We start from the raw sequence: 20,959 nt of genomic DNA, 5'->3' as shown, positions 1-20,959 counted from the left end.
GCCAGCCGGGCGCAAGCTCAGCTGGGGCGAGCGCGCTCGCGTTCAAGGCTCTTGCGGTAAGCGCCTGGCGTGCTGCCAGTCCAGCCGCGGAATGCACGACTGAAGGCACTCTGCTCCGAATAGCCTAGCAGCAAGGCGATTTCCGCTGCAGCGAGCCGAGGATCCGCCAGGTACATCCGCGCCAGCTTGAGGCGCACGTCTGACAATACGGCTCTGTAACGCAGGCCATGGTTTGCCAGCTCACGGTAGAATGAACGTAATGTGTAATCCATCTGCCTGGCCAGTCTATCCGCAGTCGGTTCCCCATCCTGCAGAGCGGCGGCAATGTGCTCGTGTAGTGCTGTCAGGAAGACGCCGGGCTTTAGCTGCGGCATGAGCAGGGCCGCTGCTTGCCGATCCAGCAGGTCCCTCATGTATGGATCACTGCTCGCAATCCGCATTGCCAGCAGGCTTGTCGGGATCTGTAGCCCGATGGCGGGCGCGTGGAATCGTACCGGACAACCCAGCAGCACTTCGTAAATCGCAGGCTGTTCGGGCGGCCCGTGTGGAAACTCCACGAGCGTTGGCGGCACGGCCTGGCCAATCAGGGCCTGATACAGGTTGAGGAAGACGGCTACACCGAACTCACTGGTGAGCGGATGGAGCTGCGTTTCGTCATGCTTCCAGCGAAAGCAGATATATTCAGCCCTTTGCTCGACCTGAATATTCAGATCTGACGCAAGCAGCGTTTGAAATCGGTGATAGCGCGCCAGCGCCTGACCAAGACTACTACAGGAGGCCGCGAGATAGCCGACTACACCGAAGTTTTCCGGTTCCGCGCAGCGGCCTATGCGTAAGCCCAGTGCCGGAACCGGATGCAAGTGCTGAATACGAACGAACTGCTCCACCAAGAGCTCGACTGGCATTCGTTGGTGAAGGGAGAAGGCATCGAGGACGTGAATAAGCTCGGGTGCATGCAGTCGATTACGACGTAGATACTCACGCAGGACTTCAGCAAGCGCGCAGGAGACTGTGACATTTCCGGGCATGAGCGACCTCTGGCTTTTTGGCACAAAATGTCAAATCGAATATGCCGTGTCAAGACCAACTGGAACGCCAGCCGGTAAATTCTGTGCTTTTACCGTTCCGGAGTGTTCGCATGACCTACGTCGTCACCCAGACCTGTGCAGACAGCATGTTCACTAACTGTGTTGACGTTTGTCCAGTCGACGCTTTCCGTGAGGGGCCGCAGATGCTCTTTATCGATCCGGACGTCTGCATCGAATGTAACGCCTGTCTGAGCGAGTGTCCCGTGCGGGCGATCTATCCGGAGCATGCCGTGCCGGACCAGATGAAGTCTGCTATCGAGCTCAATGCGGTCGAGTCCAAGCGCCATCCTGTTATCAGGGAGAGCCGTGTTCCGCAGCTGGATACGCCCGTAGCCGGTCCTGCCCAGGCTGACAGTGGGCCCGCTGCCCCGAAGCGGAAATCGACCACGCCAACGAAACGCTTCGCAGTCGTAGGTGCGGGTCCTGCGGGCTTCTATGCGGCCGAGGAAATTCTCAGGCAGCTACCGGCGGCGGAAGTCGATCTCTTCGAGCGCTTGCCGACGCCCTTCGGACTCGTGCGCTATGGTGTCGCGCCGGATCATCCGAAGATCAAATCCATAGCCCAGAGCTTCGACAGAATCGCAAGATCTCCCGGCCTTCGCTATTTCGGCAACGTCGAGATCGGCAAGGACATTGGACGGGACGAGCTGTTGGCGCATTACGATGGCGTGCTCTATGCCACTGGCGGGTCAAGCAGTCGAAAGCTCGACCTGCCTGGCAGTGGTCTGGGCAATATCTTCGGTGCTTCGGCATTCGTGGGCTGGTACAACGGCCATCCGGACTTCGTCAATCTGAAGGTGGATCTTTCTGCTGAGACGGCGGTGATTATCGGGATGGGCAATGTCGCGCTTGATGTCGCACGCGTGCTCACCATGCCCATCGAAGCGCTTGAACACACTGATATTGCAGACCACGCGCTCAACGCACTGCGCCAGAGTCGGGTCAGACAGGTCTGCCTGGTGGCGCGACGCGGTCCTGTTCAGGCAGCCTTCACGCCAAAAGAACTGCGTCAGCTCGTCGAGCTCAAGGATGTCCGTATCGAAATCGACCCAGATGATCTTGATCTCGATGCAGCCAGCGAAGCTGAACTTGCTGACCCGCTCAACACCGAGGCAAGGGAAAATCTTGCACTACTGCGCACTGCATTGGGCAAGGCTCAGAGCGGTGAACGCGCCATACGCTTCATCTTCCGGCTTTCTCCCCGGGCTTTCGAAGGCAAGGACCAGATGGTGCAGAACATGACGGCGGTGAGCAATGCGCTCATTGCCAATGCGCAAGGGTCGGTGAGCGCAAAAGCCACTGGCAAAGGCCAGACAATGCCGGCTGGCCTGATCATCAATGCCACGGGCTACGAAGGATTGCCGATCGATGGTCTCGGCTTCGATGAGCAGCGCAGTGTCGTTGCGAACCTCGAGGGCAGGGTAGTTGCCGGTACCAGTGAGGCATCGGGTCGTGAGTACGTCGCGGGCTGGATCAAGCGTGGCGCCAGCGGCGTTGTCGGCAGCAACCGCCAGTGTGCGCTTGAAACGGTTCGGCATCTACTGGCCGATCAATCATCTCTGCCAAAGACAGATGCGTCCACAAAAGATATTCAGCCTCTGCTCGACGAACGCAAGGTGAGCTTCGTGAGTTATGACGACTGGCTGCTGCTCGACCAGTATGAAGTTGAACGAGGGCGGCAGATGGGTAGACCTCGCCGCAAGGTGACCGAGGTGTCCGAAATGCTGGATATCATAGGTCGGCATAGGGCTACTGCGGTTGAAACGCCGCAGGATAAGCCTGCCGGGCAGTCGCTGCCATCAGCCACTGCAGCGTCCGTCGACCAGCCTGCCAAGACCCCGCCAGCGGACGTCAAAACCCACTTTCGCACCTGCTCGCTATGTGAGGCGATGTGCGGCATCAAAATTGAATATGAAGGGGAGCGGATACTCTCCATTGCAGGTGATCCGGAAGATCCCCATAGCCGTGGGCATATCTGCCCCAAAGGCTATGCACTGCAGGACCTGCATAACGATCCCGATCGACTGAAAACGCCATTGAAGCGCATCGGCCACCAGTGGATTCCTATCCCCTGGGAGGAAGCCCTCGATGAGGTTGCCGAGCGACTCGTGGGCATACAAGGTGAATATGGCAACGATGCCGTTGCGGCCTATTGGGGCAATCCGACGGCCCATAACCTTGGGATCATGCTGACCATAGAAAAGTTCAGGAGCACTCTGAAGTCGCGCAACATGTTTTCGGCGTCCAGCCTGGATCAGATGCCGCACCAGCTGGTGTCCTATTTCATGTATGGCCACAGTCAGCTATTCACGATTCCCGACATCGACCGCACCGATTACATGCTGATGCTTGGAGCGAATCCGGCTGCTTCCAATGGCAGCCTCATGTCGGCAGGCGACGTGCTCGGACGCCTGCAGGACATTACCAGACGTGGAGGAAAGATTGTGCTGATCGATCCTCGGCGAACTGAGACCGTCAGGTACGTTAGTGAGCATCAGTTCATCCAGCCAGGGTCTGACGCGCTCTTCCTGCTCGGCCTGATCCAGGTCATCCTCGACAAGGGGCTCAGTAAACCCGGGCGCCTGATTGATATCGTCAGGGGCTGGGACGGTCTTACCGCATTGATGCAGCGGATTCCGCTCGAACGGATCGCCAGTGAAACGGGCATTGCTGCCGGGGAGATCGAGCGCATCGCTCTTGAGTTCGCTACTGCCGAGCATGCCGTCTGCTACGGTCGGATGGGCGTGTCGACCCAGGCCTTTGGTGCGTTGAATCACTGGTTGATACAGCTGCTGAACATTCTGACCGGCAATCTTGATCGGCAGGGTGGCATGATGTTCACGACGCCGGCTTTCGACCTGGCAAAAATGTCTGGTCGGGGCGGCTTCGACCGTTATCAGAGCCGAGTGCGCGGTCGCGCAGAGTTCGGCCGAGAGTTTCCAACCGCGATTCTGGCAGAGGAAATGCTGACGCCGGGAAGTGGGCAAGTCCGGGCCTTCGTCAGCATCGCCGGCAATCCGGTTCTTTCTTCCCCCAACGGGCGACAGCTCGAGGAGGCCCTGGCAGGCCTCGACTACATGGTGGCCGTCGATTTCTATCTCAACGAGACCACTCGCCACGCCGATATCATTCTGCCGCCGACGGGCCCGCTCGAACATGAGCAGTACGATATCGTTTTCAACCTGCTGGCTGTGCGGAACGTCGCTAAATACGCCGAGGCTCTGTTTCCGCAGCGGCCTGGCACACGATCCGATCTGGAGATCTTCACCGGCCTTATAAAACGCATACAGCGCTTGAAGATGAAGCGAAAGCCGCTGCCCATTCGCCTGAAGCATCGGTTGACTGAGCAGGTGAGTGAACTGCTGACACCCCAGCGTGTACTGGATCTAGCCCTGCGGACTGGCCCGTATGGCAAGGGTCTGAACCCGATGCGGCAGCTCAACCCGTTCAGCAAGGGGTTGGATCTTGCGCGTCTGAAGAAGCATCCCCACGGGCTCGATCTTGGGCCACTGCAACAGAGTCTGCCGCAGAGACTATTCACGAGCGACAAGCGGATTCAGTTGATGCCACCCTTGTTGGTGCAGGATCTGGAGCGCCTGTGCGAACGCTACGATGGTAAACCGACGGCTCCGGGATTGCTCTTGATTGGCCGCCGGGATCTGCGAAGCAACAACTCCTGGATGCACAACAGCTTTCGTCTGGTCAAAGGCCGGGATCGTACTGCGCTTTTCATGCATCCTGCCGACGCCAGTGCTCAGCAGATTCAGGACAGGGACGAGGTGCGGGTGATCTCGAGTCGCGGCGAATTGATCACCACGGTGCGGACGACTGAGGACATCAAGCCTGGTGTCGTGAGCCTGCCTCACGGCTGGGGACACCACCGTCCGGGTATGCGGCTGGGTACTGCAGCATCCCATCCAGGCGTCAGTATGAATGATATTACCGATGAACGCGTGCTCGACGAATTGTCCGGCAATGCTGTGCTCAATGCTGTGCCTGTGCAGATTGAGCGGGTAGGTGCTGTATAAACTGAGCTGACCGCAGAATCCCGCTCTATGTTCTACACTTGTGGCAAGTGGGCAGGGCGGTAGTTCCTGTCACTCCAGCTTTTTGCTAGGTGCCAGGAGTCGAGCCTTGAAAGATTTAACGATAAGACAGCGGATCCTGGTGAGCTTCGGGGCGATCCTCGCCCTGATGATTGCCACATGTGTGGTTGCGTTGAGTAGTTTGCAGGCCGTCGATGCGGAAGCTCATCTTCAGCGGGAACACTCCTTGCCGGGCCAGTTGCTCAGCGCGGAGATGCGGGTATTCCTGCGGCAGGGCTTTACCTTGGTACAACAGCACATGTTGAGCCCGGAACCCGCCGAAAAGGAGAGAATTCGCGCTGAAATCGAAGCTAACCGTAGTGGCCTGAGACAGGTTTTCGTCAGGTTCCAGGCCTTGCCCATAGAAGAAACTGACAGCGACATGATCAGTCCCATCATTCACGAATACGATAACTACGTGAGTGAGCAGAATGCCCTTCTCGCTGCCAGCGACGTAGGTGTCGATGATGCCTTGCGCGAGCGTCTCACCAGCCGATTCCTGCCAGCCTTTCGCAAGATTCACAATCTCACCCAGATTCTGATGGATAACAACCAGAAAGAGGCTGAGCTATCCGCTAACAAGATTCTTGAAGGCGTTGAACAGCTGCAGAGAGGCCTGATTGCGAGCTTTCTCGTAGCAGTCTTGTTGGCGATTGTGTGCTGCTTTTTCCTTCTGCGCGCCATCGGCGTGCCGCTGGCACAGCTGCTGGAGGCACTTGGCCATATCAGGCACGGGGATTTCACCCGCCGTCTTAAGGTGACGAGCCGTGACGAATTCGGCGAGCTTGCAGAAGGCTTCAACCGGATGGTGGATGAGCTGACGGCTCTTGTCGGTCAGATACAGAAGACTGGCGTCCAGGTCACCACATCTGTCACCGAAGTCGCTGCCACGACCAGACAGCAGCAGGCTACTGCTGGTGAAATCGCAACGACGACCGTCGAGATCGGCGCGACCTCAAAAGAAATTTCTGCGACCTCGAAGGAACTCGTTCGAACGATGAGTGATGTCGCACGCGTAGCCGATCAGTCGGCGAGCCTCGCCGCGAGCAGTCAGACCGGACTGCTGCAGATGAGGGAAACCATGCGCCATGTCATGGGGGCGGCTTCAGGGATCAATGCGAAACTTGGTGTGCTCAACGAGAAAGCCGGCACGATCACGCAGATGATCACGACGATTACCAAGGTGGCTGATCAGACCAATCTTCTTTCACTCAATGCAGCCATAGAAGCCGAAAAGGCCGGCGAATATGGCAAGGGCTTCAGTGTCGTCGCGACGCAGATTCGCCGGCTGGCCGACCAGACCGCCGTAGCGACCTACGATATCGAGCTGATGGTGAAGGAAATTCAATCTGCGGTCTCGGCCAGTGTCATGGGTATGGACAAGTTTTCCGAGGAAGTGCGCCAGGGCATGGAGGAAGTGCAGACGGTATCCGGTCAGTTGAACCAGATTATCGAGCAGGTGCAGGCACTCGCACCGCGTTTTGATTCGGTAAGCGAAGGCGTGCAGGCGCAGTCCGTCGGTGCAGAGCAGATAACAGAGGCCTTACTGCAGCTCAGCGAGGCCGCGCAGCAGACTGTGGAGTCAATTCGCCAGTCAGGTCTCGCGATTGACGATCTGAACCAGACTGCGCAGACGCTTCGCGGTGGGGTATCGCGATTCAGGCTGCAGAGCTGAGTCTGTGCTTTTCCTGTTGTTCGACCTTGGGATCGATCGCTACGCGATCGATGTGCGCCAGGTAAAGGAAGTTCTGCCATTACTGGAACTCAGAGTGTTGCCGCAAGCGCCCACGGGTGTGGCTGGCTTGTGCAACTATCGTGGTCTCCCGGTGCCTGTGCTCGACCTTTGTCTCATGGTGACGGGGAAACGCGCGCGTGAGCGGCTCAGCACGCGAATAATCATGGTGCACTACGAAGGCAGGGCAGGTGAACGGCACATCCTGGGGCTGATCGCTGAACACGCGACGGAGACATTGCGGCGGGATGGCAGTGAATTTGTCGAAGCCGGCGTACGACAGGATGAGACGCCCTATCTCGGGCCAGTGACTCAGCTGCGTGATCAACTGGTGCAGTGGGTCAAGATCGAAAACCTCCTGACGCCCGAGGTACAGCAACGCCTGTTCACGATGGCGGCAGAGTCGTGATGTCGTCGCCCGATTTCGACTTGCTGCTGAAACAGCGGATCGGCCTTGACGCAGAGGCCATCGGCGCTGCGTCATTGCAGCATGTGCTGGCTGAACGGCAGCGAATATGCGGGCTTGGCAGCATTCAGGCCTACTGGGACCGGGTTCAGGCAGATGATGCCGAACTCAACGCCCTGATTGAAACAGTAGTCGTTTCTGAAACCTGGTTCTGTCGTCATCCTGAAGCTTTTGCCACTATGGTCCGCTGCCTGAAAGAAGGTGGTCGAGCGGCGGAGGCAAAGTCACGGCTCCTGAGCCTGCCCTGTGCCACCGGCGAAGAGCCAGCTTCGATGGTTATGGCCCTGCTGGATGCCGGCATCGACATCCGTCGGGTCGAGCTTGATGCGATCGATATCAGTGAGCAGGCCCTGGAAGCTGCAAGAACAGGAGTCTACAGTGGCAATGCCTTCCGCGGACGAATGGGTGACTGGCAAGCAAGATATTTCACGGAGGTCCAGGCGGGTTATCTCCTGGACCCTGCAGTCCGGGCGCCTATAAGCTATCGCCGGGCTAACCTGCTGGATATGGCCTTGCCGCGGCACTACTACGACATCATTTTCTGCCGGAATCTGCTGATCTATTTCGACCAATCCACACAGGCGAAGGCGATTGCAGCCCTTGATACCCTGCTCAAACCGGACGGGTGCCTGTATGTTGGGCCGGCAGAGAGTGCGCTCCTGTTGAAGAGCGGTTGGATATCGCAGCGCATTCCGCATGCCTTTGCCTTCTGCAAACCTGGCTCAGCCGGGCGCAGCGCTCAGCCGCCTCCGAGCCCACGCTATCAGCACGTCGGCTCGAATAGAGCGTCTCGTGCTTCACTTTCTGGAAGCGCACAGGATGTTCTGGTCGCGGCACCGCTTCGGTCACAGCCTGTAGACCTTCACAAGCCAGCGTCTGGCACCAGCTTGCTGCGAGAAGCCAGATCTCTTGCTGATGCTGGACAGTTGGCTCAGGCTGAGCAGCTGTGTCTGCAGTATGTCGACAGGCATGAGCCTGTTGCAGAGGCTTACTATCTTCTCGGTCTGGTCAACGATGCCTCTGCCCATTCGACCGTGGCGGAGGCTCACTATCGCAAGGCGATATATCTCGACCCGCAACATATCGAAGCACTCGTGCATCTGGCTACTCTGCTCGAGGCACGTGGGGACAGAGGTGGGGCAGATCGCCTGCATTCACGGGCTCGACGCGTGCCAACTGGCCGACGAGGTGTTCCAGATGTCTGATACGGCCCAGATCAACGACTGTTGGAACTCGATTGGTGTTCAGGGCGATAAGACCTGTCCTCTGCTCGATGGCTACATTCACTGCAGGAACTGTCACGTTTACGAGGCAGCCGCGGCTGCGCTGATGAACCGACCATTACCCGAACGCTATCAGCAGGAGTGGAGCCAACAATTCAGCCTGGAGCAGACGAGTCAGGATGTAAAGACACACTCAGCGGTCGTGTTCCGGGTTGCAAACGAATGGTTGGCGCTACCGACGAAGCTGATAGTCGAAGTGGCTGAGCTGCGCAGCATTCATGCTATTCCGCACCGGCGAGTCGGCGCCCTGGCTGGACTTACGAACGCCCGAGGGGAGCTGCTCATCTGCATCTCACTGTCAACGCTGTTGAACATCTCCGACAAGCTGGTGCCGGCCAGGCAGGGCGCAGTCCGCGATCGTCCAAGACTGCTCGTCACGCACTTCGAAGGTTTGCAGGTTGGCTTTCCAGTCGATGCCGTGCTTGGCGTGGAATCTTACCACCCCTCTCAGATGGGGCCTCTGCCGGCGACCCTGGCCGCGTCATCCCGGGGGCACTGTTCGGCAGTGCTGTCGATCGATGAGCGTTCGGTGGGATTCCTGCAGCCGGATCTCCTGTTCAAATCGATCCAGCGGTGCCTCTCATGAGCAACGGGGACCTCAGCAATTATTCGATGCGGGAGCTCTTTGGCCTGGAGGTGGAAAGTCAGTCTGAAATACTCACTGCCGGACTGCTGGTACTTGAACGTGACCCTGTCCAGGGTTCGCAGCTCGAGGCCTGTATGCGGGCGGCTCATTCCCTCAAGGGTGCTGCCCGCATCCTCGAGCTGGATGCCGGTGTCAGGATTGCTCACCTGATGGAAGACTGCTTTGTGTCTGCGCAAACGGGCCGTATTCGCCTCGGGCCCCGTCACATTGATGCGCTGCTGCAAGGCGTCGATCTGCTTGGTCGGATTGGCAAGATTCCCGAAGACGCTTACGCCCAATGGTTCGCTGGCGCCGGGGAGACTGAGGTCGATGCCTGCTGTGCCAGAATCTCGGCCGCTATCGCTGACGATAGCTCTGACCTTAGCTCTGACGCCGTCTCTGACGTCAAAGAGGCCGAGCAGCTTGAGCTCGTAGCGCCGTCCGCTGCTAGCGAGCCAGAGCCGCCTGTATCTGTTGCGGCTGCGAATCGAGTATTGCGGGTTTCCGCCGACAAGCTCGACCGCCTGCTGGCACAAGCTGGAGAAGTGAAAGTCGAGACTCGCTGGCTCGTAGAGTTCAACAGTCAGCTGCTGCGGCTCCGACGAATGCAGCACGAAATGATTCGATCGCTTGGGACCCTCAATCAGCAGCTCAGCGAACAGAATCTCGGTGAAGCTGCCGCATTGATGATGCTTGAGGTGCATAAACGGGCCACGGCCTGCCGCAGCTTTCTGGGGGATCGACTGGAGGAGTTCGAGCGTTACGAAGGCCGGACCAGTGATCTCTCACACCGCCTCTATGACGAAGCCCTGGGTTGCCGCATGCGTCCCTTTGCTGATGGTACTGGCAGGTTTGCCAGGATGGTCCGCGACCTCGCAGCATCACTTGGCAAAAGCGCTCGACTCGAGATCATCGGCGCAGACACCCAGGTCGATCGGGATATACTTCAAAAGCTCGAAGCGCCGCTGGGTCACCTGCTGCGAAATGCAGTCGATCACGGTGTCGAGCCAGCTCATAAACGACGATCAGCCGGTAAGCCCGAGGCGGGTTTGATAACACTGGAAGCGCGTCATAACGCGGGTTTGCTGGAAGTGCGTGTGAGCGATGATGGCGCCGGCATCGACATCGACCGAGTGCGTGATGTGCTGCTGACAAAAGGCCTGATCAGCGAGGACATGGCTAGCAATCTGAGTGAAGCCGAACTGCTCGATTTCCTGTTTCTTCCTGGCTTCACCCTCAAAAGCTCGGTAACAGAAATTTCCGGCAGAGGGGTCGGTCTTGATGTGGTACACGACATGATTCGCCAGGTGCGTGGTGTGGTCCGTGTACAGACGACCGCAGGCGAGGGCACGTCATTTCGTCTGCAGTTGCCGCTTACGCTTTCAGTCGCACGTAGCCTGCTGATGGAGATTGCGGGCGAGGTTTACGCGCTGCCCCTCAGCTATATCGGGCGCACGCTCAAAGTGCCGGCTACCGAAGTTCTCATGTTGGAGGGTCGCCCGCATATCGCGCTGGAGAACAGATCAGTGAGCCTGCTCTCTCTGGCCCAGGTGCTCGAGCTGGATGCCCCAGTGCGTGACACCGAGGCGCTGTCGGTGTTGCTCATCGGTCCTGCGACGCAAGCCTTTGGCCTCGTCGTCGATCGTTTTCTGGGCGAGCGGGAGCTCGTCGTGCGGCCCCTTCATGCAGGCTTCGGCAAGCTGAAGAATATCAGTGCCGGCTCGGTGCTCGAAGACGGTTCGCCCATACTGATGCTCGATCATGACGATCTGCTGCGATCGGTTGAGAAGCTCGCCGGTGGCGACACTGCGCTGAATAAACTGTATGGCGGCGGGAATGCCCCCAGCGAAACTTCGCGAAAACGTGTTCTTGTGGTCGATGATTCACTAACGGTTCGTGAGTTGGAACGCAAACTGCTCGCGAGTCGGGGCTTCGAGGTGGAAATAGCGGTGGACGGTATGGATGGCTGGAATGCCGTTCGCACTGGTAAGTTCGATCTGGTGGTCACCGATGTCGACATGCCACGGATGGATGGTATCGAGTTGGTGACGCTGATCCGTAGCGATCCCAGGTTGAGTGATCTGCTGGTCATGATCGTCTCTTACAAGGATCGCGAGGAAGACCGCAAGCGCGGACTGCAGGCCGGCGCCGATTATTATCTCACCAAGAGCAGCTTTCACGAGGATGCGCTGCTACAGGCGGTCGAAGATCTGATCGGAGACGCTACATCTTGAAGATCGCCATAGTCAATGATGTCCCTACTGTGACTGAGGCGCTGCGCAGGGCTGTTGCGTCCTCAGGTCATCACGAAATTATCTGGACAGCGGCCAATGGACGTGAAGCGCTCGAACGTTGTCAGCGTGAGCGGCCGCAGCTCCTGCTGATGGACCTGATCATGCCGATCATGGATGGCGTAGAGGCCACGCGGCTTATCATGGCGACCTGCCCATGCGCCATTCTGATTGTGACCGCAGATGTGGGCTACAATGCCTCAAAGGTGTTCGAGGCCATGGGTGAGGGGGCACTGGACGCCATTGATACCCCTCAACTGGGACTGCGTCAGAGAGATCGAGGGCCGGACTACCTGTTGAGCAAGATCGATAGCCTCGAGCGAGTGATTGCCGACCGATGCTCAACGGTCGCAGCGAAGGCAGCATCACCGCTAAAGCCTGCGCCAGACTTTCCGCTCATCGCTATCGGGGCATCGGCTGGCGGGCCGGCCGCGCTCGCTGCCTTACTGAGTGGTCTGCCGCGGAATCCCGGCGCTGCCATAGCGATCGTGCAGCACGTCGACGCACAATTTGCTTCCGGTATGGCGGCCTGGCTCGAGCAGCACTCAGGCCTGTCGGTCAGAGTCGCACAGGAGGGCGAGGTGTTGCAGGCAAACCAGGTGTATCTTGCCGGCAGTAATGATCATCTTGTCCTCAAAAGCCCCCATCATCTTGGCTATACCTCGCAACCAGAAGAGTATGTCTATCGTCCCTCTGTCGATGTGTTTTTTCAAAGCATCTGCCAGCAGTGGTGTGGCGATGTCATCGGCGTGCTGCTCACCGGCATGGGGTGCGATGGCGCACAAGGCCTCAAGCTTCTGAGAAATCTGGGTTTCCATACCATAGCTCAGGACGAACAAAGCTGTGCGGTCTATGGAATGCCAAAGGCTGCGGCGAAACTCGGCGCAGCTGCCGAAATTCTTCCACTTACGCAAATCGCCGCGCACCTCATTGCGTCTTTGGCAGTAATGACAGCGAAAGGACACTAGCATGACCTTAATCAAGCCACAGGACCATGCGATCACGGTATTGCTGGTCGACGATCAACCCATGATGGGAGAAGCCGTAAGACGGGCACTGCAGAATGAAGCGGATCTTGTGTACCACTACTGTCCGAAGGCGCTCGATGCGCTGCGGTTTGCAGCTACGGTGAAACCGACGGTGATACTTCAGGATCTTGTCATGCCGGAAATGGATGGGCTCAGTCTGGTAAAGCAGTATCGGTCGAGTATACAGACGACAAACGTGCCGATTATCGTGCTTTCGACCAAGGAAGAAGCCGCCACCAAGCACGACGCCTTTCTCGCTGGTGCCAATGATTATCTGGTCAAACTGCCGGCAACACTCGAGCTGGTCGCACGAATTCGCTATCACTCACGAGCCTACCTAAACCTTATCCAGCGCGACGAAGCTTACCAGGCACTCAGAGATAGTGAGCAGAAGCTCATTGCTGCCAATCTGGAGCTGCAGAGCATCAGCAACAGTGATGGTTTGACGGGCCTGAGCAACCGTCGCCACTTCGACGAGTACCTCAACGCTGAATGGCGTCGAGCGATGCGTGAGCAGAGCTGCTTGTCCGTGCTAATGGTCGATGTCGACAACTTCAAATCCTTCAACGATCACTACGGTCATCTGGAAGGTGACCAGGTCTTGCGTTCTATCGGCGAGACGCTGAGGAAGGTTTGCCAACGTCCGGCTGATCTGGTCGCCAGATTCGGCGGAGAGGAGTTTTCGGTGGTGCTGCCAGCAACTGATCCTGCAGGTGCTCGCGATGTGGGAGAGCGTATGCGGGCAGCCGTCGAGGGGCTTGCCGTGCCACACGTGGGAGCGACTACCGGGCCTGTCGTGACGGTAAGTATTGGCATGGCATCTGTAACGCCAACAGCCGAGACCTCACCGACTGGGTTGCTCAAGCGTGCTGATGAAGGCTTGTACAAGGCAAAGAGAAATGGCAGAAACCGGGTGGCAGCATTTGATGATTAAAGCTTTTCTCACCTCGCCACTGGGCCGCATCTGCGTGCTGTTCATGGTGGCAACTTCGCTGGCCCTGCTTATCGCGTGCTATGTCAAGTGGCAGAATCTTCAGGACGTTCTTCGTACAGAGCTGTCCAATGTCCACAATATAGTCATGAATTCGGCATCGGACCGGTTTCACCAGCAGGAAGCCATGTTTGAAATCATTGGTGAGCGGCTGATCGAGATGAATGCTGTGGAAAATGTCGAACCAGCCCGTCAACTGATGGCAGGCGTGATCGATAACAACCCGGTTTTCGAGGTTTACAAGCTCATTCGGCCTGACGGACAGGTCTTTGCGGCCTCGGATAGCCTGATCGGTGCGGAAAGCAGCAATCTGCTAGCGACGCCGTATACGGCCGAGACCTTTCGGACGGCCCTTGGCTCGCACCGGCTCACTGTTGGTCGAACGTGGTATAGCGACACACTTGAGCTCTGGCTTCTGCCGGTTAGGTACGCCGTTAGAAACAGCGAAGGTGAAGTCGAGCTGGTCATTTCAGCGGCTATCGATCTTGAGGGCGAATACAATCCGTGGACAGTCCGGAATCTCAGGCCAGGCATCGATGTGTATGTGACGGTCCGAGCGCCGGAGAACGAGCGCTTCTATCCGCTGTATTACGAACCGTTTTCCAGCTTCGGGGCTGACAAGCGACAGGTCTATGGCAATGCATTGCCCGAATCATTCGTGCAAACCGTCATCAAGAAGATGGAAGCAGCAACCGGTGAACCCTTCACTACATTATTACAGCGTGATTTCACCGCCAGCTTCCTCAATAACGCGCCCGGTCTGGCGCCCGCGATGGCTGTTAGTGGGTATGACAAGGATCACCAGTATTTCTTTGGCATCCGTGAAACCATCCCGAACCTGAGAAAAGACTTTATAGTATGGCTCGGCTTGATTCTCATTGTGTACATCTTCGTCAACGCACTGGTCGCATTCATGCTGTACCGCATGTTCAAGGCCGAAGAACGGCATCAGGCGAGGTTGCGTCACCAGGTTATGCACGATTCGCTGACCGACCTGCCGAACCGGTATTATCTGAAAGCGCATTATGCGAGCTGGGCCGCCGCCGCGGGCGGTGAGTACGCGCTGTTCTTTCTCGATCTGGATAATTTCAAGTTCATCAACGATCATTTCGGACACTCAGTTGGCGATCTCGTACTGCTCGAGGTCTCCAAGCGACTTACGCAGCTGTGTACCCCTGACATGCTGTTGATCCGCCAGGGCGGTGATGAGTTTCTCCTGCTGATGCCCTGCGTCGACAAGTCGCGCTGCCTCGTGGCGGTAGAGCAGCTGGCCGCTCGCCTCAACGAGGTGATGGTGGTGGACAACCTGAAGATCTCGGTAACTGGCAGTATTGGCATTACCTATTGCCAGCAGCCCGGCGAAGCGCTCGAAGCCTTGCTCGTCAAAGCTGATATCGCGATGTATCAGGCCAAGAAGCTGCGTAACAGCCATGCCGTGTTTTCCGAAGACCTTCAAACGAAGAGTGATGAGCGGGCGATCATGGAGTCCGAACTTCGCGGTGCCATCGACAACGCTGAACTTTACCTGGTGTATCAGCCGCAGATCGATGCAGTGACCGGCGAGGTAAGTGGAGTTGAAGCCTTGCTGCGCTGGTCTAATCCACTCCTGGGTTCTGTGCCTCCGGACCGGTTTATCTTCATTGCCGAAGACTGCGGGCTCATCAATCCAATAGGCAATTTCGTGGTCGATACAGCACTGCAGGAAATCGCCGACATACATCGTGACCATGCCGGGCTGCGCCTTTCGATAAACGTGTCGGTTCAGCAGCTGGTGCATGGCGGCTTCCGTGACTATATCAAACAGAAATGCGCTGACTATGGTATTTCCAGTTCCTTGATCAAGGTGGAAATCACGGAAAGTCTGTTCATTGAGGATTTCTGGCAGATAGAAAGTCTGCTGAACCTCATCAGTAGCGATGGCTTCAGCATCTCGCTGGACGATTTCGGAACAGGCTATTCCTCTCTCAGCGTCCTGCGGAAGCTGCCGATCAATGAAGTCAAGATCGACAAGAGTTTCGTTCAGGACATCCTCATCGACGCGCACGACAGGGCCTTAATCAAGAGCATTATCAGTATCGGGCAGAGTCTGGAGATTCCGACGCTCGCTGAAGGCGTCGAAAACATTGATCAGGCGCTGGTCCTGCGCGAGTATGGCTGTAATCTGTTTCAAGGCTATCTGTTTGCCAGGCCGATGAGGCTGGATGACCTCAGAGCCTACTTGCAGGGCTTCGAGCCTTATCCGTTCAGCACAGATTCGCTGAGCGACTAATCTTCCGTCTGCGCCTGGCCGTACCGTTGGGAAATCCCACGGAACAAGGATGCTTGGACGCAATTATGGCACCAAATATACAGGCGCTGAAACACGCCATCGACAACCGGCATTTACTACAACTGAAATACCACGGCGGTTTTCGTCTCGTCGAGCCGCAAGTGCTGGGCGTCTTCGACGGCCGGCATCAGCTGCTGTCCTATCAGCTGGCAGGGTTCAGTGAGTCTGGCGATGTACCGGGCTGGCGTCGTTTTGACCTCAGCGATGCCAGTGATCTCACTGTGCTGCCAGTGACCTTCGACGGTCCTCGACCGACCCGCTTCGATGAACCAGTAGGCTGGGATGAAGTGTTGGCCGTCGTTCACTAGCGACGTGGCCGAGCAGCCATGGTGGGGCGATTGAGTGGCTGTTCGCCAGGGTCAGCGGCCCGGAGCACCACGCACTCGCAGGCCCGGGTACACCGCAAAGTTGTCGAAGCGGGCGTACACGGTCCTTGGCGGTGCCCAGGACCAGTCAGAGCCACCAAAGAAGGTAGCCAGCAGGAACTTCGTGATCTCCGTCTGACTACCGCCGACCTCGCGCAACTGGACGTTCTGATGCGAGGCCACTTTCCGACCGTCGATATATAGATCAATAAGGCCATTGGCGCTCCAGGGATCATTGACCTTTACATGCAATGAAATAGCCTGGTATCGGCCAGTCTGAAACTGTACGGAGGAATGGAAATCATCCCCGCAGCGCTTGGCCCGATTCTGATGATATGAATAGATTACGGGTTCGCCGTCCCTGCGCCACATGACACGGGCACTCCAGCCATCATCCACGATGGGCGCACAGCCTGCGGTTGGCCTGTTTGGTCCCAAACCCGGAAGCTTGCCGCCCTTGATAAATTCAAAGCCGTTTTCGAACATGACGTCATAGTTGAGCGTGTATTCCCGAGCAGGTGGGAGGCTCTTTTCCGCAACGATGCGTGGGCTGCCGACGCTCGATCTCACATAAGTCATGCGCACGCACTTGCTGCCATTCACGCCACAGCCGTTTCTTATTTCAGTGTAGGGCTCGTCGAACCATCGACTGCCCGCCGAAAGCCCGTCGAAGCTTTCGTTCCAAACTGCCTTTGCAGCCGTTGGCGTGTTGGTCTTTCGAAAGGCAAAGCGCTGACTGTCTCCGCCCCACCAGCGCCATTGCTTTACATTCGCACCGTCAGCCGCAGAGCTGGCGCCCACCTCCACGACCTTGCCGCTGTGCATTGGACGTATGCGATAGGAACCATCGCTTTGTCGTTCGATGTGGAAGCGCTGGTTGGCGCCGCTGCCACAGCGCCATTGCTGCATCATCGCTCCGTCCGCTGTCGACACGCCGCTGACATCGAGGCATTTGCTCGAGTGCACGGCCTGGATGCGGTAGCCACCGTCTTTGGCCAAAACCTGCCATTTCTGATTGTCGCCGCTATGACAGCGCCACTGATGGACAATGGCGCCGTTGCTGCCGGACGCACCTGAGACATCGACGCACTTGTCGCTGTGCTTGGCCACTATCTGATAAGTGCCATCGGCTATAGCGTGGGCCGCGTGAGGGAAACACATGCCGAGTACGAGGGAGAGTATGCCGAGTAGGCGATGAGATGGTGTCATGGAGGTACAGCCTGTCCTGCTTGTTGTTCGCGCCATCCTAATGTCAGGGAAAGGGTAAATCATCGGCCTTCAGTCGCATCTTCGAGGTGAATCACCAGGACTGTGACTCAGGTCGACTTCCTGATCGCGCCATGATGTGAAAAATCCAGCGGAATTTATCCCCTGTGTCCGTCTCTTCTCAGACGGGCAGATCACACAGCCTGCCGACCCTCGAAACACGGACTGATCTTGGAGTGAGACCTTTGAAACATTATCGGATTGTATTGCCTTTCCTCTGCCTGCTTTTTCTCTCGGTTACCGGTCGGGCCGACGAGCTTGTGCCCATCAACTGGAATGATGAGCAGCTCGAATGGCACAGCTACCAGGCAGGCGTCGACAAGCTGCACAAGACTGGCGGCGTGGGTATGCTGGTGCTTTATGCTGACTGGTGCCCGACCTGCAAGGCCTACGGCAAACTCTTCCGCGAAGAGTCGGTGGTCAGCAGTCTCGATGGCGTGGTACTTATCAGGGTCGATGTCGACAAGAATATTGGACTCAGCAATCAATACGATATCGATGGCGACTATGTGCCGCGAACCTTTGCTCTCGACAGTGAGGCCCGAATCATCCAGTCGCTGGATCCACAAACGGAGCAATTCTCGTACTTTCTGCCTGTGTCCAAGCCTGACTATGTCGTGAGTTTCGCTGAAAAGCTGAAGCGTCTGAAAACTGAGCCGGGTAGCATGCAGCTGACTGCCCTTGAATAGGGCCGAAGGCTCGCGCAGCGCAGGCTTGAGTCTGGCTTTTCTCTGAAGCAAACGCTAAGTTGAAAACTACTCTCCGCCACCGCCCGCTGCCGCCCGCTGCCGCCAACCGGATTGCCATGTTTCGAAAGCTACTGAAGATTCTGCTGCCACTGTTCATCGTCGTGCTTCTTTTCCTAGCAGGGATAAAACTCTTTGGCGCAGAAGAGCTGGATCAGTGGCTGAACCGGATCGCGTCTGATCCAGATGCTCCGGTCCCGGAGGAGGCTGACCTCGCACTCCACCGATCGATGTTTATTGCTGATCTGCACGCTGACACGCTCAAATGGGATCGCGATCTGCTCGAAAGAGGTTTGTGGGGACACCTCGATGTGCCCCGGATGGTCGAAGGCAGCGTGGCCTTGCAGTCGTTCACCATCGTTACCCGTAGTCCCTTTCCGTTTGGTCGCGAACGTTTTCAGGGCACCGAAAAGTGCGTGGATGGCGACCGCCTGGATATAGCAAATGTGCTGGCGACAGTGCAGGGGCGGCCGAGCGACAGTGCGCTTGCGCGGGCGGTGTATCAGATAGAGCGTCTCAAGGAAGCAGCGGCTCGCTCCAGAGCTGAAGGTCGTACCGAGCTTCGGTTGCTGCTGACGGCGGAGGATCTGCGACAGCTCGTTATTGATCGGCGAAACGGAGAACAGGTGGTCGGCGCGATCCTCGGAATCGAAGGTGGCCACTGGGTGGGCGCAGAGTCTGCCAGTGGGTCTGTAGAGAAAGACATGAAAATGCTCTTCGACCTTGGTGTCAGGCAGTTTGCGGCCACCCATCGCTTTGACAACGGGCTGGCCGGTTCCAGCGAAGGCTGCGAACGCTACGGCCTTACCCAGCGCGGCGAGCGCGCACTGCTTGCTGCCGAGGCCTTGGGCATGGCCGTCGATCTGGCGCATATGTCTGAAGCTGGTATGAAGGATGCCGCGCGTCTGCTGTCAAAACCCTTGATGGTGTCTCACACCGGTGTGAAAGGGCAGTGCGTCGAACCTTGCCGACCCGCGCGTAATCTCAGTGACGACCAGATCCGGCTGGTCCTCGAGAGTGGCGGCATCATAGGTATTGGTTACTGGCCGTACGCGGTTGGTCCGAGCATCTGGCATATCGCAGATGCCATGGAGTACACCATGCTGCTGGCGAAGGAGATGGGGCTTGAGGCAGACGCGCACGTCTCGCTCGGTTCTGATTATGACGGTTCGGTGCAGCCCTTCTTCGACGTCAGCGAGCTGTCTTTGCTGACGGCCGTCATGCGGCAGCGACCACAGCCATTCAGCAATGAAGCAATCAGGAATATCGCGGGCCTCAATGTTTGCCGCTATTTTGCCCGGATATTACCTGGTGGCAGTGACGCACTGGCGCTGGACATTTGTGCCACACCCTCGTCAGACGGTGCGGTTCCAGATTTACGCAGCGGCTCGACCCGAAGATAAGTCAGGCAGCGCCAGATCCATTCCAGTGGGCCCATTTTGAAGCTGCTCAGCCAGATATGGCTGAGCAGCAGGAATGCCACGTAAGCGATGATAGCGACGACGAGGAGCAGGCCGGAGCCTATAGTGCCTATCCAGCCGAAGGCCCATCCATAAAAGAGAATCTGTCCCAGTAAGCCATAGGCCAGGTAATTGGTGAGGGCCAGTCGGCCTGGCGCTGCTAATAAGCGAACGGTTCGAGCTGCTCGCGGGCGATTGAGCCAGAGTGCAGCCGCACACAGATAACCAATCGCCAGTATCGGTGGGCCGATCAAACCCAGTGTGGCGAGAATCGAGGTGCTCGGTAAGAGCAGCCGCGTCACTTCAATGCCGAAGCCAATCGACAGGCAGCAAACGGTCGCACGCCCAAGCGCTTTGGCATGGCGGCCAATCTGGTGCGGAATCCGCGCGCGCCCAGCCCAGAGGCCGAGTACAAGCATGCCAAAGACATTGCTGTGGTCCCACACTTCGATGTAGTTCGACCCGCCGCTTGTCGAGAAGAATCGATTCCAGCCCTCTTCAACGCCAGCAAGAAAGCTCGGGCTGCCAAATTGCTGGAGCGCTTGCAAGTCAGCTGGCGTCTGTGATGCGGTACCGGCCGTGACGCCTGCGAGTGCCAGTGTAAGCGGTCCCCCAATAAGGAACAGGCCCGCCAGCCCAAGCAGGAAGCGCTGAGGCAAGCGGACGAGTAGGACCATGCTGGTTCCATAGGCCGCGTAGATCAGCAGAATGTCACCCCAATACAGGAAGGCGATGTTAAGCAGACCGAATCCAGCGAGCGCCAGTAAGCGTCGGGCGTAAAGGAAGATAAAGCCGGGCCGGTGAGCCTTTCGTTCCAACAGAAGGAAAAAGCTCAATCCGAACAGAAAAGAAAAGATAGAGAGGAATTTTTCATCGAAAAACAGTATTACGAGAAACTCTATCGCTCGGTCGACAGGTCCCTGGAGTGCAAGCAGTGCCTCGGCTGAGAGCAGGTCGAGCCCAGCCATGTCACGCAGGTTCATAACCAATACACCGAACAGTGCGAGTGCACGTATGGCATCCACAACGTCCAATCTTTCCCTGGTCTGGTTTGTCGCCATCAGTTGTCATCCCTGAAATGCTACTGCCGACAGTCGGCAATGATCCTAGCGGTATACGCCCGTGAGCCGCTGTCCGCTCACGAAACACCGATTGAGAAGAGATTCATTGCAAGGCCCATGCTATGTTTCAGTTTCATTCAGAA

15 protein-coding genes are annotated in these 20,959 nt (G+C 57.4%); 12 read left to right on the top strand and 3 right to left on the bottom strand.

Annotated elements, in window-relative coordinates; all coding sequences use genetic code 11:
- Nucleotides 1–17 precede the first annotated feature (17 nt).
- Nucleotides 18–1,028, bottom strand: a complete 1,011-nt coding sequence (locus ACH3PB_RS07180; RefSeq protein WP_416398750.1) for an AraC family transcriptional regulator ligand-binding domain-containing protein — start codon at nucleotides 1,026–1,028, stop codon at nucleotides 18–20.
- Between the two features lie 110 nt (nucleotides 1,029–1,138).
- Between ACH3PB_RS07180 and ACH3PB_RS07175 the strand changes: the two genes are divergently transcribed.
- From ACH3PB_RS07175 to ACH3PB_RS07130, 10 genes are all read left to right on the top strand, one after another.
- The gene (locus tag ACH3PB_RS07175) at nucleotides 1,139–5,116 is read left to right on the top strand and encodes a molybdopterin-dependent oxidoreductase (RefSeq protein ID WP_416398749.1); all 3,978 of its coding nucleotides are present in this window, start codon (nucleotides 1,139–1,141) and stop codon (nucleotides 5,114–5,116) included.
- 106 nt (nucleotides 5,117–5,222) lie between these two features.
- Nucleotides 5,223–6,848, top strand: coding sequence for a methyl-accepting chemotaxis protein (locus tag ACH3PB_RS07170; protein WP_416398748.1), 1,626 nt, complete (start codon nucleotides 5,223–5,225; stop codon nucleotides 6,846–6,848).
- A gap of 4 nt (nucleotides 6,849–6,852) precedes the next feature.
- Nucleotides 6,853–7,314: a chemotaxis protein CheW gene (locus ACH3PB_RS07165; protein ID WP_416398747.1), complete on the top strand. Its 462-nt coding sequence runs from the start codon at nucleotides 6,853–6,855 to the stop codon at nucleotides 7,312–7,314.
- Complete coding sequence (locus tag ACH3PB_RS07160; protein WP_416398746.1) at nucleotides 7,314–8,576, top strand: CheR family methyltransferase; 1,263 nt, start codon at nucleotides 7,314–7,316, stop codon at nucleotides 8,574–8,576. The genes ACH3PB_RS07165 and ACH3PB_RS07160 overlap by 1 nt, the downstream gene beginning before the upstream one ends.
- Complete coding sequence (locus ACH3PB_RS07155; protein WP_416398745.1) at nucleotides 8,569–9,240, top strand: chemotaxis protein CheW; 672 nt, start codon at nucleotides 8,569–8,571, stop codon at nucleotides 9,238–9,240. Before ACH3PB_RS07160 ends, ACH3PB_RS07155 begins: the two co-directional genes overlap by 8 nt.
- Nucleotides 9,237–11,513, top strand: a complete 2,277-nt coding sequence (locus ACH3PB_RS07150) for a hybrid sensor histidine kinase/response regulator (RefSeq protein WP_416398744.1) — start codon at nucleotides 9,237–9,239, stop codon at nucleotides 11,511–11,513. The genes ACH3PB_RS07155 and ACH3PB_RS07150 overlap by 4 nt, the downstream gene beginning before the upstream one ends.
- Nucleotides 11,510–12,538 carry a chemotaxis-specific protein-glutamate methyltransferase CheB gene (cheB, locus tag ACH3PB_RS07145; protein WP_416398743.1) on the top strand — a complete coding sequence of 343 codons (1,029 nt, stop codon included), beginning with the start codon at nucleotides 11,510–11,512 and terminating at the stop codon, nucleotides 12,536–12,538. The genes ACH3PB_RS07150 and cheB overlap by 4 nt, the downstream gene beginning before the upstream one ends.
- Before the next feature lies 1 nt (nucleotide 12,539).
- Complete coding sequence (locus ACH3PB_RS07140) at nucleotides 12,540–13,532, top strand: diguanylate cyclase domain-containing protein (RefSeq protein ID WP_416398742.1); 993 nt, start codon at nucleotides 12,540–12,542, stop codon at nucleotides 13,530–13,532.
- Nucleotides 13,525–15,858 carry an EAL domain-containing protein gene (locus tag ACH3PB_RS07135; RefSeq protein ID WP_416398741.1) on the top strand — a complete coding sequence of 778 codons (2,334 nt, stop codon included), beginning with the start codon at nucleotides 13,525–13,527 and terminating at the stop codon, nucleotides 15,856–15,858. The genes ACH3PB_RS07140 and ACH3PB_RS07135 overlap by 8 nt, the downstream gene beginning before the upstream one ends.
- A 65-nt stretch (nucleotides 15,859–15,923) precedes the next feature.
- Nucleotides 15,924–16,226, top strand: coding sequence for a hypothetical protein (locus ACH3PB_RS07130; protein ID WP_416398740.1), 303 nt, complete (start codon nucleotides 15,924–15,926; stop codon nucleotides 16,224–16,226).
- A 51-nt stretch (nucleotides 16,227–16,277) separates the two neighbouring features.
- Here ACH3PB_RS07130 and ACH3PB_RS07125 read toward each other — a convergent pair whose 3' ends face one another.
- Nucleotides 16,278–17,492, bottom strand: a complete 1,215-nt coding sequence (locus ACH3PB_RS07125; RefSeq protein ID WP_416398739.1) for an RICIN domain-containing protein — start codon at nucleotides 17,490–17,492, stop codon at nucleotides 16,278–16,280.
- 242 nt (nucleotides 17,493–17,734) lie between these two features.
- Between ACH3PB_RS07125 and ACH3PB_RS07120 the strand changes: the two genes are divergently transcribed.
- On the top strand, nucleotides 17,735–18,238 hold the full coding sequence (locus tag ACH3PB_RS07120) for a thioredoxin family protein (protein ID WP_416398738.1): 504 nt from the start codon (nucleotides 17,735–17,737) through the stop codon (nucleotides 18,236–18,238).
- Between the two features lie 59 nt (nucleotides 18,239–18,297).
- Nucleotides 18,298–19,698, top strand: a complete 1,401-nt coding sequence (locus ACH3PB_RS07115) for a dipeptidase (RefSeq protein WP_416398737.1) — start codon at nucleotides 18,298–18,300, stop codon at nucleotides 19,696–19,698.
- Here ACH3PB_RS07115 and ACH3PB_RS07110 read toward each other — a convergent pair.
- Nucleotides 19,584–20,816 (bottom strand): DUF418 domain-containing protein, encoded by a 1,233-nt coding sequence (locus tag ACH3PB_RS07110; protein ID WP_416398736.1) that lies wholly within the window; start codon nucleotides 20,814–20,816, stop codon nucleotides 19,584–19,586. The two genes, ACH3PB_RS07115 and ACH3PB_RS07110, sit on opposite strands and share 115 nt — an antisense overlap.
- Nucleotides 20,817–20,959 lie beyond the last annotated feature (143 nt).

This window comes from Allohahella sp. A8, assembly GCF_047946665.1.
Taxonomy (GTDB): Bacteria; Pseudomonadota; Gammaproteobacteria; order Pseudomonadales; family Oleiphilaceae; genus Allohahella.
The sequence above is the reverse complement of the archived record's forward strand: the minus strand, read 5'-3'. Positions and strand labels throughout refer to the sequence as shown.

Excerpts from the sequence above, each read along its gene's own strand:
- ACH3PB_RS07110 (WP_416398736.1), bottom strand. The coding sequence starts at position 20,816 with ATGGCGACAAACCAGACCAGGGAAAGATTGGACGTTGTGGATGCCATA.
- ACH3PB_RS07130 (WP_416398740.1), top strand. The coding sequence starts at position 15,924 with ATGGCACCAAATATACAGGCGCTGAAACACGCCATCGACAACCGGCAT.
- ACH3PB_RS07160 (WP_416398746.1), top strand. The coding sequence starts at position 7,314 with ATGTCGTCGCCCGATTTCGACTTGCTGCTGAAACAGCGGATCGGCCTT.
- ACH3PB_RS07175 (WP_416398749.1), top strand. The coding sequence starts at position 1,139 with ATGACCTACGTCGTCACCCAGACCTGTGCAGACAGCATGTTCACTAAC.
- ACH3PB_RS07125 (WP_416398739.1), bottom strand. The coding sequence starts at position 17,492 with ATGACACCATCTCATCGCCTACTCGGCATACTCTCCCTCGTACTCGGC.
- ACH3PB_RS07180 (WP_416398750.1), bottom strand. The coding sequence starts at position 1,028 with ATGCCCGGAAATGTCACAGTCTCCTGCGCGCTTGCTGAAGTCCTGCGT.
- ACH3PB_RS07135 (WP_416398741.1), top strand. The coding sequence starts at position 13,525 with ATGATTAAAGCTTTTCTCACCTCGCCACTGGGCCGCATCTGCGTGCTG.
- ACH3PB_RS07140 (WP_416398742.1), top strand. The coding sequence starts at position 12,540 with ATGACCTTAATCAAGCCACAGGACCATGCGATCACGGTATTGCTGGTC.
- ACH3PB_RS07155 (WP_416398745.1), top strand. The coding sequence starts at position 8,569 with ATGTCTGATACGGCCCAGATCAACGACTGTTGGAACTCGATTGGTGTT.
- ACH3PB_RS07150 (WP_416398744.1), top strand. The coding sequence starts at position 9,237 with ATGAGCAACGGGGACCTCAGCAATTATTCGATGCGGGAGCTCTTTGGC.